Origin of the sequence: Amycolatopsis pithecellobii (assembly GCF_009707865.1) — a bacterium.
GTDB lineage: Bacteria > Actinomycetota > Actinomycetes > Mycobacteriales > Pseudonocardiaceae > Amycolatopsis_E > Amycolatopsis_E pithecellobii.
In genome coordinates this window covers 26,167-40,026 of sequence record NZ_WMBA01000036.1, presented here as the reverse complement: position 1 = coordinate 40,026, position 13,860 = coordinate 26,167, and the positions used below count along the sequence as shown (strand labels likewise).

At 66.2% G+C, this 13,860-nt stretch carries 15 protein-coding genes, 4 tRNA genes and 1 pseudogene; 9 read left to right on the top strand and 11 right to left on the bottom strand.

Features of this window, described 5'->3' with window-relative positions; genetic code table 11:
* Positions 1–71 precede the first annotated feature (71 nt).
* Positions 72–440, bottom strand: a complete 369-nt coding sequence (locus GKO32_RS38505; protein WP_208024503.1) for a hypothetical protein — start codon at positions 438–440, stop codon at positions 72–74.
* Positions 441–925: 485 nt separating this feature from the next.
* On the opposite strand from GKO32_RS38505, the gene GKO32_RS21835 reads away from it, so the two are divergent.
* Positions 926–1,459, top strand: a complete 534-nt coding sequence (locus tag GKO32_RS21835) for an RBBP9/YdeN family alpha/beta hydrolase (protein ID WP_154758780.1) — start codon at positions 926–928, stop codon at positions 1,457–1,459.
* 489 nt (positions 1,460–1,948) lie between these two features.
* Positions 1,949–2,848: a site-specific integrase gene (locus GKO32_RS21830; RefSeq protein WP_154758744.1), complete on the top strand. Its 900-nt coding sequence runs from the start codon at positions 1,949–1,951 to the stop codon at positions 2,846–2,848.
* Positions 2,849–2,887: 39 nt separating this feature from the next.
* On the opposite strand, the gene GKO32_RS21825 is transcribed toward GKO32_RS21830, so the two are convergent.
* Positions 2,888–2,959, bottom strand: a tRNA-Val gene (locus GKO32_RS21825).
* Between the two features lie 360 nt (positions 2,960–3,319).
* On the opposite strand from GKO32_RS21825, the gene GKO32_RS21820 reads away from it, so the two are divergent.
* The 4 genes from GKO32_RS21820 to GKO32_RS21805 all read left to right on the top strand — a co-directional run bounded on the left by GKO32_RS21820 (position 3,320) and on the right by GKO32_RS21805 (position 4,102).
* Positions 3,320–3,745: an SsgA family sporulation/cell division regulator gene (locus GKO32_RS21820; protein WP_154758743.1), complete on the top strand. Its 426-nt coding sequence runs from the start codon at positions 3,320–3,322 to the stop codon at positions 3,743–3,745.
* Positions 3,746–3,854: 109 nt separating this feature from the next.
* Positions 3,855–3,927 (top strand) — tRNA-Gly (locus tag GKO32_RS21815).
* 28 nt (positions 3,928–3,955) lie between these two features.
* A tRNA-Cys gene (locus GKO32_RS21810) sits at positions 3,956–4,026 on the top strand.
* 1 nt (position 4,027) lies between these two features.
* Positions 4,028–4,102, top strand: a tRNA-Val gene (locus tag GKO32_RS21805).
* Here GKO32_RS21805 and GKO32_RS21800 read toward each other — a convergent pair.
* On the bottom strand, positions 4,073–4,828 hold the full coding sequence (locus GKO32_RS21800) for a site-specific integrase (protein ID WP_154758742.1): 756 nt from the start codon (positions 4,826–4,828) through the stop codon (positions 4,073–4,075). The genes GKO32_RS21805 and GKO32_RS21800 overlap by 30 nt on opposite strands.
* Between GKO32_RS21800 and GKO32_RS40610 the strand changes: the two are divergent.
* Positions 4,811–5,704: pseudogene (locus GKO32_RS40610) on the top strand (amidohydrolase family protein); the annotation flags it as partial. The gene GKO32_RS21800 and the pseudogene GKO32_RS40610 sit on opposite strands and share 18 nt — an antisense overlap.
* Before the next feature lie 248 nt (positions 5,705–5,952).
* Here the strand turns inward: GKO32_RS40610 and GKO32_RS40605 are convergent.
* Entirely contained in the window at positions 5,953–6,531 is a 579-nt protein-coding gene (locus GKO32_RS40605) for an IS630 family transposase (protein WP_376765987.1), read from the bottom strand.
* Here GKO32_RS40605 and GKO32_RS38100 point away from each other — a divergent pair.
* The gene (locus GKO32_RS38100; RefSeq protein ID WP_166459683.1) at positions 6,476–6,778 is read left to right on the top strand and encodes an SDR family NAD(P)-dependent oxidoreductase; all 303 of its coding nucleotides are present in this window, start codon (positions 6,476–6,478) and stop codon (positions 6,776–6,778) included. The two genes, GKO32_RS40605 and GKO32_RS38100, sit on opposite strands and share 56 nt — an antisense overlap.
* A gap of 36 nt (positions 6,779–6,814) precedes the next feature.
* Here the strand turns inward: GKO32_RS38100 and GKO32_RS21785 are convergent, their stop codons facing one another.
* From GKO32_RS21785 to GKO32_RS21770, 4 genes are read right to left on the bottom strand one after another with little or no spacing between them, the layout of a single operon-like run.
* Entirely contained in the window at positions 6,815–8,098 is a 1,284-nt protein-coding gene (locus GKO32_RS21785; RefSeq protein ID WP_166459689.1) for a serine hydrolase domain-containing protein, read from the bottom strand.
* A 17-nt stretch (positions 8,099–8,115) separates the two neighbouring features.
* On the bottom strand, positions 8,116–8,994 hold the full coding sequence (locus GKO32_RS21780) for an MBL fold metallo-hydrolase (protein ID WP_166459688.1): 879 nt from the start codon (positions 8,992–8,994) through the stop codon (positions 8,116–8,118).
* Complete coding sequence (locus tag GKO32_RS21775) at positions 8,991–9,347, bottom strand: RidA family protein (protein ID WP_154758738.1); 357 nt, start codon at positions 9,345–9,347, stop codon at positions 8,991–8,993. Before GKO32_RS21775 ends, GKO32_RS21780 begins: the two co-directional genes overlap by 4 nt.
* A gap of 7 nt (positions 9,348–9,354) precedes the next feature.
* A complete protein-coding gene (locus GKO32_RS21770; RefSeq protein WP_166459687.1) occupies positions 9,355–10,185 on the bottom strand; it encodes a phosphosulfolactate synthase in 831 nt (276 codons plus the stop codon).
* Between the two features lie 97 nt (positions 10,186–10,282).
* On the opposite strand from GKO32_RS21770, the gene GKO32_RS21765 reads away from it, so the two are divergent.
* The gene (locus tag GKO32_RS21765) at positions 10,283–11,224 is read left to right on the top strand and encodes a LysR family transcriptional regulator (protein WP_154758736.1); all 942 of its coding nucleotides are present in this window, start codon (positions 10,283–10,285) and stop codon (positions 11,222–11,224) included.
* A 2-nt stretch (positions 11,225–11,226) separates the two neighbouring features.
* Here GKO32_RS21765 and GKO32_RS21760 read toward each other — a convergent pair whose 3' ends face one another.
* From GKO32_RS21760 to GKO32_RS21750, 3 genes are read right to left on the bottom strand one after another with little or no spacing between them, the layout of a single operon-like run.
* Positions 11,227–12,009 carry an amino acid ABC transporter ATP-binding protein gene (locus GKO32_RS21760; protein ID WP_281353909.1) on the bottom strand — a complete coding sequence of 261 codons (783 nt, stop codon included), beginning with the start codon at positions 12,007–12,009 and terminating at the stop codon, positions 11,227–11,229.
* Positions 12,006–12,884 (bottom strand): amino acid ABC transporter permease, encoded by an 879-nt coding sequence (locus GKO32_RS21755; protein WP_312868287.1) that lies wholly within the window; start codon positions 12,882–12,884, stop codon positions 12,006–12,008. Before GKO32_RS21755 ends, GKO32_RS21760 begins: the two co-directional genes overlap by 4 nt.
* Before the next feature lie 26 nt (positions 12,885–12,910).
* Positions 12,911–13,813 carry an ABC transporter substrate-binding protein gene (locus GKO32_RS21750; RefSeq protein WP_154758734.1) on the bottom strand — a complete coding sequence of 301 codons (903 nt, stop codon included), beginning with the start codon at positions 13,811–13,813 and terminating at the stop codon, positions 12,911–12,913.
* Positions 13,814–13,860: the final 47 nt, after the last annotated feature.

Sequence of the window (13,860 nt, the reverse complement as noted above, 5' to 3'; positions counted from 1 at the left end):
CGGTGGGACCGAACTGCTCGCCGGAGTGGTCGCGCAGGTGGTCCCCACCATCCCACGCAACGCGCCCGGTGCTAGCCGCGCGGCCTTTCGTCCCCGCCGCCATCTGTCGCCGAGTCGCCGTCGGTCGCCGCGCCGCCATCGCTGGACTTGGCCGCCTCGGCGGCGACGGGTTCGGCCTGCGCAGGGTCGCTCGCCTCGGTGTCGGCGCTGTCCTGGGTGTCCTCGGCAGCGGCGTCGGTTGGCTCGCTGATCGCCGATTCGCCCTCGGTGGGTGTGGCGGCGACGGTGTCGGTGTCGTCCGGGGCGACCGGGCTGTCCGGGTCACGCTGCCGTCGGCAGCCCAGCGGGCGAGGATCTTCTGCACGGTCGACTTCCCGATCTTCGCGGCGGTGGACAGGTCGGCGGTGGTGCTGTCCGGGTTGGCGTGCAACGCCGCCCACAGCTTGTCTTCAGTGTCCGTGCGGACCTTCGCCGTAGTCGTCGGGTCGGGCACCGACCGCAGGGCACGAGCGGAGCCCGTCGTGCTGGTAGTGCGGGTTTTGCGGGTGCGGGTCTTGCTGGACATGACGTTCCCTCGATTCGCGGTTCGAGATCGGTGGTGGGTGGTCATGCCCCGGCCGGAGCGGGTGTGGCCCCCGGTGCACTGCCGGCGTGTTCGGGTCACACGGACATGGACGCAAACAAGATGACCGTCTCATGTAGACGGCGGCGTGTACGAAACCGCACGCTCTGGTCGTCGCCAAGGTCATACGCAAGACTCAGTCGTCAGCTCCGGGCACCAAGTACGGGCGCGCTATTTCTTCTCCTCGCGTCGACGAAAACTATCGCGTATCGACTACGCCAGGCTCCGTTTCGGGAATCATTGCGGCCTGTGGGTACGCGGCGACGTGAGGGCCGATGCGCTATCGTCTCCGCCGTGGAGAACATGATCATCGTGCCGGGCTGGGGTGGTTCCGGAGGTGATCACTGGCAGTCCTGCTGGCTGCGGGACCGGTGCGGCGCCGTTCGGGTCGAGCAGCGAGACTGGGAGCGGCCGGACCGGGATGAGTGGGTTGCTGAACTGGACGACACGGTCCGGCGGGCCGCAGGACCGGTCGTGCTCGTCGCACACAGCCTCGGCTGTCACACCGTTGCCCATTGGGCTCACCGGCACGACGCCCAGGTCCGTGCGGCGCTGTTGGTGGCGCCACCCGATATCGGCTACTCGGCATCCCGCGGCGCGCCGATCGCCGGCTTCGGCCCGCCTGCGGCGGACCCGTTACCGTTCCCGACTGTCCTAGCGGCCAGCAGCACCGACCCCTGGGCAGAGATCGACTGGTCCCGCATGCTGGCCAACCAGTGGGGCGCACGGTTCGTGGCCCTCGGCGACGCCGGCCATGTCAACACCGAGGCCGGCTTCGGCCCATGGCCCCAGGGTGAGGAGCTACTCCGAGACCTCCTCGCCGAGACCGCCGACTGAGGCCACACTTTGTTCGGGTGCTTGTCCTCCCGCCATGATCACCGATGTGACTCGGTGCCGGTGTTGTTCACCCCGGCCCAGGCGGCGGACCTGTTGCAGGTTCCGGAGTCGTGGCTGCGCCGCCGGTCGGCCCGCCGCCTCGTGCGTGCACCTTCCTGGGCAAGCACCTGCGCTTCGCCCACGCCAACCTGGAGCAGATCATCGCTGACGCCGCCCGCCCCGCGATCACACACCAGCACACCGCGCCCGAGACAAATACGGCGCCGCGTCGCCGGGGCCGGCCACCGGCACGACCCCGGACCGTTTCTGGTCGCCCCACCCGATAACTCGCACAGATTCCTTTTCAGTCCTGAACACAGTTGGGTTGCGTTTTTCCGTACACAGAGCGCCCATATGGCCGTGTCGAATTTTCCGGCACGGCCATATCCACTTTTCTCCTTGAAAGAGGGCGACTAATGGCATGGGTAGAAAGACAACCGTGCCGCCGACGTGGAGTCCGACCAGCGACGCTGCCGGTTTGTCGACCCTCGACTGGCGGAAACCACCATCGACGAGTGGATCCGCCAGTGGTCGGACGCGCACCGCGTCGCCGACATCACCTGGGCGACCTACGACTCCCACATCCTGCCCCGCTGGTCCGGCACCAGCCTGGGCGACATTAAGCGCATGGGAGTGAAGGGGTGGGTGAACAAAACACTCCGTCCCAACACGGCTGACAAAAGCGCCCAGGACATCCTCGTGCTGTTCTCGATGATTCTCGGGGAACCCGTGGACGAGGAATTGATCGGCGCGAACCCGTGCCGGAAATTGCGGATCAGTTTCGAGGACCGGCCGGAACGTCCGCACGCCGCCACCGACGAGGTGGACGCACTGGCCGGGCGCATGTCCCCGGACATCGGACCGATGGTGGTCACCGATGCCTGCACCGGGCTGCGGTGGGGCGAGATCGCCGGGTTGCAATGGATCCGCACCTACCTCGACGACGACCCGCCACATATCGACATCGACCCGAAGTTCGGCGCACTGCACGAGGTCCGCGGACGGGTGGAACTCGGCCCGCCCAAAACCCCGGCCAGCGTCCGCACGGTGCACCTGCCACCATTCCTTGCCGACGAGCTACGGGCGCACCGAGAAGGCAACCCCGACGCCCAGTTCGTGTTCACCGGAGCCAACGGCGGGCTCCACCGCCGCTCCAACTTCCGCCGCAGGATCTGGCTACCCGCCCAGGCCGGGGACGAGAAGAAGGGCTGGCCACCTCTCAACCAGGAGCTGCACTTCCATGACCTGAGTCACACGCACAAGACATGGCTCATCGAGGACCATTGGAGGTTGTGGTCAGGAGGCCGTGCTCCCCATTTGCTCCCCAAAATCAGAAAAGCCTGCCGATGAAGATCATCGACAGGCCGTGTGACCAGCGGAAATACGGGGTGGGCGATACTGGGATCGAACCAGTGACCTCTTCGGTGTGAACGAAGCGCTCTCCCGCTGAGCTAATCGCCCCCGTGCGGTACGAGGCAGAACTCTACCCGAGGGCATCTGGGCTGTGACAAACGGGTGGTCTTATCCGTGCACGGTCCGCGTATGAGCAGGTACGCAGCGAACAACCAGGTGGTCGCGAGCGTCGTTTCCGACCCTGCCCGAACGTGTCACCTGCGACATCGCAGACTCGATGCTGTCGCTCCGCGGCTAAACCGAGCAGTATGTAAGACGTGGACGATCACGGGACAGGAAGTGGGTTGGCGAATCGATGAACTCAACCGGGTGATTGTGCGTCAAACGGAGAGCGAATCGGGAGGCCGACGCGTCCCACCCGGAGAACCCCGGCCGGGCGGGCCGTGGAGGGAGACGAAAGGTAAGACCATGCGTAACGATCACGTGACGCTCCGTTCGACGGCGGTGTTCGATCTGCTCGCACCGCGTACGCCGGCGGTGCCGGTCAAGGTCGAGCTGCGCTACGACACCCGTGACCCGTACGCCATCGTGGCGGCGTTCCGCACCGGCCGCGCCGGCTGGGTGGAATGGGTTTACGCCCGCGACTTGCTGGCTGACGGCCTGCTGGCCGAGGCGGGCGACGGGGACGTTCGGATCCGGCCGTCGGTCGAGGACCCCGAGTCGGTGCTGATCGAGCTCAACTCGCCGTCCGGGCACGCCATGTTCGAGGCTTCCGCGCAGGAGCTGGCCGACTTCCTCGACCGGACTTACGACGTCGTCCTGCCGGGCAACGAGCACCTGTGGGTCGACGTGGACGACGCGCTGACTCACCTCATTCCCAACGATCTCGGCTGATGACTCGCTGCAATCGGAACCGGCACCCCCCTGTGATCGCGGGAATCCGGATCCGATATGGTTCTCCTACCACGACGGCGGCACGGTAAGCGCCGAAGTCGCGGACAGTGCGGACGTAGCGCAGCTGGTAGCGCATCACCTTGCCAAGGTGAGGGTCGCGGGTTCGAATCCCGTCGTCCGCTCGGAGAGAGGCCTTCTCGGGCCTGTCGCGGTGGAGTGGCCGAGAGGCGAGGCAACGGCCTGCAAAGCCGTGTACACGGGTTCGAATCCCGTCTCCACCTCGCGCGATTAGCTCAGCGGGAGAGCGCTACCTTGACACGGTAGAGGTCACTGGTTCAATCCCAGTATCGCGCACCATCTGTTTTCCCTGGTCACATGGCCTGTCGGCGATCTTGGTCGGCGGGCCATTGTTGTGTCTGAGGAGCAGTCGGGTCCGGTGAAGACAAATCGGGCGTGCGGGTGGCGTTCGCGGTGATCGACTTCGATACGAGGGTTGTCGTCGAGGTAGGTGCGGATCCATTGGAGTCCGGCGAGTTCGCCCCATCGCATGCCGGTGTAGGCGGCGGTGATCGTCATCAGCGTCGACTTCGTCCGGGTTGGCGTGCGGTCGCTCGGGACCGTCGGCAAAAGTGATGCGTAGTTTGCGGCAGAGTTGGCGCCGATGTATTCCTCATCGGCGGCTTCGCCGAGAATCGTCGAGAACAAAATGATGATGTCTTTGACGGTTTTGTCGCCGAGTTTCGTGCGGAGTGTTTTGTTGACCCATCCTTTGACGTGGATGCGCTGAATTTCGCCGAGGGCGGTGCCGGTGTTGTCGCTGACGTGAAGGGCGTCCGTCCATGTCCGGATCCACTCGTCGACTGTGGTTTGTGCCAGGCGGGGGTCGACGAACCTGTCTCGCCGCTGGTCGGACTCGACATCCGCCGCGTGGTTGGCCGCCTGCTCGTGGGAGGTGAATCCGTTCTCCGTGTGGATACGGGCGAGAGCACACGATCGAGACCCTGAGCGACGCTCTCCTGTCCGACCGATGACGTCCCACGCTATCGAAAGGATTGGCCTGCACCAATGATTATCGATGTCCACGCCCACGTCAGCCCGGACGCGTATGTTGACGCGTATCGCAGCGCCCGACGTGCGGAGTCCGGTGCGGGCGCCGCGGAACTGTCACATGTCGATCAGTTGGCGAAATTCCCCGGCCCGTTCTCCGACGCGCCTTCGCAGATCGAGGCGCGACTCGAACAGATGGACGAGGCCGGGGTGGAACGGCAGGTGCTGTCGCTCGCGAGCCTGTTTCTCTATTTCGGCGACGAAAAGCGGGCCGCGGCGATGGCGAGGATCGCGAACGAGGCTATCGCCCAGGTGGTCGCCCAACGGCCGGACCGCTTCTCGATGTTCATTTCCCTTCCATTGCCCCACGCCGGCGCGGCCGTCACGGAGATCGATCACTGGCGCGAGGCCCCGAATGTCGTCGGCGCACAGGTGGGCACCTCGGTGCTCGGCAGATCCGTCGCCGATCAGCACTACGACCCGGTGTTCGCCGCGATCGAGTCGGCATGGGCGGTGGCCTTCTACCATCCGACCGGGAATGGGGCGGGGTCCGCGCTGATCAACGACTTCGGCCTGGAGGTGTCGCTGGGGACGTGCGTCGAGGACACCGCGCTCGCCGTCCAGCTCGCCATGTCCGGGATCCCGGGCCGTTTTCCCGCGGTTCGACACATCGTTCCCCACTTCGGCGGAATGGTCTCGCTGCTCCTCGAACGGCTCGACAACCAGGGCTCGACGCTGCGTCCGTCCCTGGCGGAGCCACTCAGCACGACGCTGCGCGAATTCTTCTACGACACGGTCGCGCACGGCTCGCTTCCGGCTCTTCATGCCAGCTGCATCGCCTTCGGCCCAGAGCGGCTCCTGCCTGGTAACGACTACCCGATCGTCCAACTTCACGAGCCGTATGCGCGGACGTTTTCGTGGATCGAGGACAGCGACCTCGCGCCGTCGATTCGTAACCGGATCCTGCATGGCCTGCGCTTCAACCACGCACCGATCGTCGGGCCTGACGAGGTGCACGCGGGCTCCCTGGCGGCCGCCGTGGCAGCACTCGACGCCGGCTTCACGACGGTGGTCGACCACCTGCATGTCGTCAACTCGCCCGACCATGCGCGCGCGGCACTCGAGGCCGTGCGGGCATCCGGAATCCGCGCGATGTGGTGTTATGGGCTGACCGACGCCAACCCGCCCGAGCCGGTGTTCGGCAGCCCCGGCGAGCGGCGCGCGGATTTGGTCTGTACGAGTCGGACCTTGGCCAGGATTTCGTCGGCGGTGGCGGTCCAGGTGAATGGTTGGGGGTTGGTGTTCCAGTGGTCGATGTACTCACGGATCTGGGTGGTCAGCATCTTCACGCTGGAGAAGGTGCCGCGGCGGATCGACTGGCGGGTCATGATGCCAAACCAGATCTCGATCTGGTTGGTCCACGAGGCTCCCTTCGGGGTGAAGTGGAAGCGCACGTTCGGGTGCGCCTCCAGCCACTGCTGCTGGATGTCCGGGGTGGTGGTGCTGGACAGGTTGTCCAGCACCACGTGAATGTCGTTGCCCGCGTGCGGTTTCACCGCTTTCTTCAGGAAGGTCAGGAATTGCGCGCCGTCTCGGGCGGGATAGCACTCGCCGGTGACTTCGCCGGTGCCCACGTTCAAGGCGGCGAACAGGTTCGTGATCCCGTGGCGAACGTAGTCGTGGGTGCGTTTCTCCGTCTTAGGACTACAACGCCGCTTGCGTGCCGCCGGCGCACCCACACTGGCGGTCGCTGCCCACTCCGGCAACTGCCGCACCGCCTTCGGCGACGAGCTGCACCCCCTCATCAGGGGCATCGCAAGTCCCCGCCTGGGCTGGCTCGGCCTGTTCCAGGCGGCTGACCTGGGAGCCCTCGCCGTCCTGCGCGCGGCCCTCGATCCAACGGCGTGCGGTGGCGACTACTGCCGCTGGCTTCGCGAGTCGATCAGCGACATCGCCGAGAACGATCTGAACCACCGAGAGCGCTGATCGCGGCCACCCGGTGAGATCCGCACCGGTCTCGCGTCAGGCGAGCACCTTGTTGAAACGCCGGAGGCCCCACATCAGATGGTCCGCCGAGAACCGCACGGGTTCCCCGCCGTGCTTCTGTGGATGGCTCGCCGTGTAGAGACCGGGACGAATGGCCTCCAACCGCGAGCGGAGCCGGCCGGTGGCGCCAGCGATCGGGAACGGTGACGTCAGGGTGGCGACGAATGCGTCGCCGTCGAGATCAATCCGGACGGAGCTTTCACCGTTCACGTAGGTCCCGGTTTCCGGTGCCGCGCACGTCCCGGGAAGGGGAGTGAACGTCGGTGGTCCGGGAATGTTCAGCCGGTTCGCGATGCCGGTGAAGAACTCGCGGGCCAGCCCGTCCGCCTCGGGCCCGGTGCACAGGAGCGCGGCCGCGCACCCCAGGGCCGGGAACACCCGCAGGAACGCGCTCTGGCCAGGCGTGCTCCCGTCGTGCTGCAGCACCTCCACCTCGCCCCACCGGTCGAGTGCCCAGCCCAGACCCCACGGCTTGTGTGGCCGACGCATCGCCCGGATCGCCGACGGGCTCAGCACCGTGGTGTCCTCGCGCAGGAAGATCGTGGCGAAGGACAGCAGGTCGCGCACGGTGGCGGAAACTCCACCCGCCGGCCCCATCGATCGTGGTATTCCCCAGACGTTCGCGCGCGTCACAGCGCCGTCTTCGGCCATCACATGACCGGCCGCGGCGGCGTGCAGGAGGACTTGCTCGGGCAGGGTCGCGGTATGCCTGAGCCCTAGGGGCTTGATGATCCGATCCCGGATCGCGTCGTCCCACGTGCACTCGCACAACACTTCGATCAGGCGCCCGGCAACGGCGAACGCCGAGTTGCTGTAGGAGAATCCGTCACCGGGCGGATGCAGCGGCGATACCTGGCGAAGGCCGGCGACGAACCGCCTGAGCGCGTCGTCACCGCGACCGGTGTCGTTGAACAGGTCGCCCGGAATCCCGCTCGTGTGGCTGAGGAGGTGTCTCGTGGTGACACCGCACTCGGGACCGGCCAGAGCGAACTCGGGAAGCGCGTCGTGAACCGGGGCATCGAGGTCCAGCCTGCCCTCGTCGGCAAGCTGGAGCGCCACGCAGGTGGTCCATACCTTGGTGATCGACCCGATTTGGAACAACGCCTGGTCGATTACCGGAGCACCGGACTCGGTGTTCAGGATCCCGGTGGTGGCAAGCTCGACCGCCGCCGCTCCGTCCGGACCGGTGAGCCTGAGCAACCCCGCTTGGGCGCCGACCACCTGATACTTCTCGGCGAGCCGCTCGAATTCGCCTGCCACCACTGACCTGTCCCTTCTCAAAGGCTGAGCCGAAGTCCTTCATGGGCGAAGACCACCGGCCCGCCGAAGATGCCCTCGGCGACCCGAACGGCACGTGCCGCCGGCTCCGATTGCGCAATGCTCGGCGTCGAGTGCACCAGGACCAGCTTGCCGACACCGGCTTCCTTCGCCATCCGCGCGGCCTCCTCCGGTCCGCACATCGTGCCGACCATCCCCTCGGCGACGCACTCGTCGATGTGCTCGCTCCCGTCCTGGTGATCCCAGCAACAGCACAACATCATGTCCGCGTCCTTGGCCAGTGTGACCACTTCCTCGCACGGCGCGGTGTCCCCGGTGATGACAACACTGCCGTCCGGTGTCTCGATGCGGTAGGCCAGCGAGTCGAGATACGGCTGCACATGGGCGGCCCGGGCCATGCTCACGCTCCAGGCACCCCCGTCGACGGTGTCGCCGGGCTCCAGGTCGCGGGTCCGGAAGTCGGGCCAGGGCCGGGGAAGCACGCCGCCGCGCATTTCGAAGGTCTTCTGGCTGGCCGGATGCTCGATCCGGGCGCGGATATCGCGGCGAAAAACGCCGTTGGTGCCGACCAGTTCGTCGACGATCGCCGTGGTGGGCTGAGGACCGCACACCATCATCGGAGGCGTGTCGTTGACGGCCTGGTCCCACCGCACGAGGAGCAGGCATGGCAGGTCGACGGCGTGGTCGTAGTGGTGATGGGTGAGGAACGTCGCCGACAGGTCGAGAATGCCGAGGCCGGCGCGAGCGAACTTCTGCGTCGCCGCGGGGCCGCAGTCGAACATGACCAGCTCGCCCCCGGTCTCGACGACGTAGCTGCTGCCGAACCGGTCCGGAGTGGGGGTGGGTGTGCCCGAGCCGAGAATGTGAACGTTGGTCATGATTCCTGTCCTTTCACCGCGACTGCCTGCAGTTCGAACGACACTCCCGCGGGAACGAGATCCAGCGACAGCGTGGTTCTCGCCGGCGGGGACTGCGGCCATCGCTCCCGGAATTTCGCGTCCCAGATCGGATGGTCGCGGCGGTCGCCGAGGAACGCTTCGATGCGCACCACCGACCCGCGATGCACACCACACTCGGCGAGCACCTCGTCGAGGAAGGCCAGCACGTCATCGACCTGTCCGGCGAAATCACGGGTTTCACCGGCCAGAACCGCGGGCGACACCAGCCCCGCGGTGAAGACGAGGCCACTGGCGGTCACCGAACTCGATATCCCCGACAGGCGTGGATCCATGCGGCGGTCATTCACCGAGATCACGGAACCCGGCCATGCGGTAAACCCCCTGCGGATGTGAAGTGTCACCGGCGAAACCGCGCCGGACGAGTTCGGTGACGTAAAGCTCGTCCCATTCGATGTTCGCAAGACCGACTTGCGTGCCCAGCTCGCGAACGAGCCAGGTGGTGATCGAATGCTTGTAGTCCCGGGTCACTCCCTGTGCGATCACCACCGGCAGCTCGAATATCAAACGGTCCACGGGGAAGGTCGACGCCAGACGCTCGACGAGTGCCGATCTGACGTCATCCGCGGCGAAAAGCTCCGACGCCTCGAGGAAAACCCAATCCGCGCCCGCATCGAGACAGGTGCCGACATCCGCGACGATCGTGTCGTCGTCGAGCTTGCCCACCTTCTTGCCGACCTCGCCGAAAACGAGCAAACCGCGTGATTTGGCCAGGGAGATCGCCGCCGCTTTGTCCGCCGCTTCGAGATCGAGGAGATTGTCGGAGATCTCGACGCCGCGGAAACCGAGTTCGACCACTTCATCTACAAAGGACTCGAACCGGTCCAGTTTCAGCGCCAGCTCGGCGAACAGGCCGCCGGGGAATGCCGGAATCGCGTGCTCATCGTAGAGCCGCAGTTTCCGCGAGAGGACCGCACGAGGCATGAACCTGCTCACCCCGGCGGCGACTTTCGCGAAGTCGATATAGGTGCCCGACGACTCCAGGGTGTCCGCCTGCCTGCCCAGGCCCATACCCCAGTCGCTCATCATCGACAGGCCGGTCGTCCTCGGCTTTCCCGGCCGCTCAGGTACGGCGAAGGCCGCGAACGGCAGTTCTTCCGAAGTTGTGTCCACAGTTTTTTCCTTCCAGACACCCGAATCCATCTCGCAGATCTATTGACGCCCGAGCAGCCTGCTGCGTCCACCACTGAAAACCTACTAACCTATAGGTGTGGCATATGAATTAAGTCAGGCCGGACCGGACGCGCGGCGTCTCGCGTACTTCCTCGCGGTGGTCGACGCGGGGACACTGACGCGCGCGGCGGAACAATTGCGCATCGCCCAGCCATCGCTGTCGCTCGCCATTCGCGATCTCGAACGTGACTTCGGCGCTCCCCTCTTCAACCGGGTGGGCCGCCGGCTGGTCCTGAACGACACGGGACGCGCCCTGGTCGACGTCGCGCGGCAGATCGTCGCCAACCTGGCGTCGGCACGCGCCGCCGTCGAGGCGCGGACCAACCTCACCACGGGCCACATCACGATTGCGACGTCACCCTCGCTGACCGCCGAGCCCCTCGCGATGCTGATCGGCGACTTCCGGAAGCAGTACCCCGGTGTGACATTGCAGGTACTGCAACACGATCCGGTCGACATTCGCCGGTTCGTCTCCGCCACCGAAGCGGATCTCGGCCTGCTGGTCGAGGATTTCGGACAGAACTCCCAGGACCAGCTGGTCGTGCACCGCCTCGGCCTGCACGAGGTGGTCGCCGTCCTGCCGCCGGGGGCCAGGGTGCCCGAGCCGTTCGGCCGGATCACGCCGAGCTCGTTCGCATCCTGGCCGCTCGTCGCCACCGAGCCGGGCACCCGCGTGCGGCAGCTCATCGACGATTTCGCCGCCGACGGCCTGCCCGTCCGCATCGCGGCCGAGGTCTCGCACCGCGAATCAATGGTGCCGCTCGTCCTGAGCGGGGTCGGTGCCACGTTGCTGCCGTGGTCGCTGGCCCGGCTGGCGGGCCGTCTTGGCGCGGTCGTCGTCGGGTTGGACCCGCCGGTGCTCAGCCGGATGATCCTCGTCCACCGCAGCCAGCTGCGCCAGGCGGCGACGGCCTTTGTGGACGCCCTCCTGTTCGGCCGCTCGGACATCGTCATCGCCGAGTCCGAGCAGCCGCAGTGAGGTCACCGAGTAGCGGACCTTTCGAGGAACGCCTGCGTGCGGGCCTGAGTGGGTGATCCCAGCACCTGCTCGGCCGGTCCCTGCTCGATGATCCGGCCTTCGTCGAACATCGCGACCTCGTCGCCGATCTGCCGGGCGAAGTCCATCTCGTGGGTCACGATCACCATCGTCATGCCGCTGTCGGCCAGCCGCCGGATGACGCCGAGCACCTCGCCGACCAGTTCGGGGTCCAGCGCGCTGGTGGGCTCGTCGAACAGCATCAACTTCGGGTGCATCGCCATCGCACGGGCGATCGCGACACGCTGCTGTTGACCGCCGGACAGCTGGCTCGGGTAGGCACGCGCCTTGTCGGCCAGGCCGACCGAAGCCAATAGCTCGTGCGCATCGTGCTCGACCCGGCCCCGGTCGCGACCGCGCACGAGTCTGGGCGCCAGCGACACGTTCTCCAGCGCCGTCATGTGCGCGAACAGCTCGAAGTGCTGGAACACCATGCCGATCTCGGACCGCTGGCGCGAAACCTTGCGTGCTCCCACCTCGTAGAGTCGATCGCCGCGCCGCTCGTAGCCCATCGGTTCGCCGTCGACCAGTAGCTGTCCGCCGTCGATCGGCTCCAGATGGTTGATGCACCGCAGGAAGGTCGACTTGCCCGAGCCGGAAGGACCGATGATGCACAGGACCCGCCCCGCCGCGACGCTCGTCTTGACGCCGCGGAGAACATCGGTCCCGTGGTACCTCTTCCGTACCTCGACCGCTTCCACCATGGGCCGCTTCACCGGAGCACTCATCGCACCCTCCCACCACCGCTGGCGGCCGACCGGCCGAGATGACGTTCCAAAAAGGACTGCCCGATCGTCGCCACCGTGGTCAGCGCCAGGTACCAGAGACAGGCGACGACCAGCAGCGGGATCTGCTGATAACTACGGGAGTAGATCTGCTGCACCGTCGTCAGCAACTCGGCATAGGCGATGACGCTCACCAGCGAAGTATTCTTCAGCATGCTGATGACCTCGTTGCCCAGCGGCGGCACGGCGACCCGCATCGCCTGGGGCAGAATGATCTTCCTGGTGATCTGACCGGGCCGCATGCCCAGCGACATCGCGGCACGGGACTGTCCCGGCGAGATGGACAGAATCGCCCCGCGCACGATCTCCGAAATGTAGGCCGCCTGTGCGAAGCCCAGCGCGGTCACCGCCGCCACCAGCTGGGTCACAACCTGGTTGGTCTCCACCGAAACGAAAGACGGACCGAACGGGATCCCGATCGACAACTGCGGGATGAGCGCCGACAGGAAGTAGACCACGAGGATCAGCACGAGTGGCGGGATACTCCGGAAGACCCAGATGTAGATCCGCGCCGCCCAGGCCAGGATCGGGTTACGGGACAACCGCATCACGGCCAGCGTGACACCGGTGGCGAGCCCCAGTATCTCGGCAAGAGCGGTCAGCTCCAGCGTCCGCAGGACGCCGTCGAGCACCGGCTGCGAGAAGAGGTAGCTCCCGACGACGGACCACTGCCACCGTTCGTTGGTCACCGCCAGATGCGCGGCCATCGCGACGAGGACCAGCACGACCACGGCCGCGACCCACCGCCACGGCCGGCGCAGCGGGACCACCTTGAGCGCGCCCTCCACCCTCTCGGTCGTCTCCTGCTCGTCGCTCACCGGGTGACTCCTGGTCGTCGGCCGACTCATCGGTTGAGGCCATGGTTGGTGACAATGCTGGTCACGAGGTTCGGTTCGGGCTGCCCCCACTTGTCACCGAGGATGGCCTTGTACTGCCCGTTCTCCAGCAGGTAGGTCATGGCGGCCGTGAAGGCGTCGAACAGCTCCGTCCGGTCCTTCGCGATCTCGGCGCCCGAGTAGCCCAGAATAGGCGTCGGTCCGACGACCTTGAACTGCGCGGACGACTTGACCATGTACGCGGCGCTCGCGCTACTGGCCTGCACCGCGTTGACTCGGCCGGTGCTCAGTGCCTGCAGCATCGTGTTGCCGTCCTGAAAGGACTGGATGTCGATCAGTTTCCCGGGCGGGCACTGCTTGTTCTGCTCCTTCATCGTGTTCTCCTGATAGGACCCTTCGATGACGCCGACCTTCTTGCCGCACAGGGTGTCGTTGGTGGAGATGCCGTCCTCGGAGCCTGCCCGCACCATCGTGGCCACGCCGGACTGGTAATAGTCGACGAAGTTGACCTGCGCCTCCCGGGACTTGAGGTCGGCGATTCCCGACATCGCGACGTCGTACCGGCGGGACAGAAGCCCGGGGATGAACGCCGTGGAGCTGGCGCTCACCACGTCCACCTTCAGGCCCAGCACCGACCCCACCGCCTTGGCCAGGTCGGGTTCCATACCCTCGATCTGCCCGCTGTCGGTCTTATAGGCAATCGGTGGGCCGGCAGTGGTGTCGGTGACCATGGTCAGCGTGCCTTTGGACTTCAGGTCGGCAGGCAGCCGGTCGGCGATTTGCGCGATCCGGGACACGTTGACCGGTGCGGGGGTGGGAGAAGACGCCGTCGATCCAGAGCCGCAGGCGGTGAGGAGGACCGCGGCCAGGGCGCCCAAAGCTCCGGCGGCTAGTCGAGTGCGGGTCCGCATTGGAAATATCCTTCCGTCGATCAGCTCTTACGATTCCTCCTATTAGC

Coding starts and splice junctions, on each gene's coding strand:
- GKO32_RS21835 (WP_154758780.1), top strand. CDS start 926: ATGATCATCGTGCCGGGCTGGGGTGGTTCCGGAGGTGATCACTGGCAG.
- GKO32_RS21820 (WP_154758743.1), top strand. CDS start 3,320: ATGCGTAACGATCACGTGACGCTCCGTTCGACGGCGGTGTTCGATCTG.
- GKO32_RS21780 (WP_166459688.1), bottom strand. CDS start 8,994: ATGACCAACGTTCACATTCTCGGCTCGGGCACACCCACCCCCACTCCG.
- GKO32_RS21775 (WP_154758738.1), bottom strand. CDS start 9,347: ATGGATCCACGCCTGTCGGGGATATCGAGTTCGGTGACCGCCAGTGGC.
- GKO32_RS21760 (WP_281353909.1), bottom strand. CDS start 12,009: ATGAGTGCTCCGGTGAAGCGGCCCATGGTGGAAGCGGTCGAGGTACGG.
- GKO32_RS21750 (WP_154758734.1), bottom strand. CDS start 13,813: ATGCGGACCCGCACTCGACTAGCCGCCGGAGCTTTGGGCGCCCTGGCC.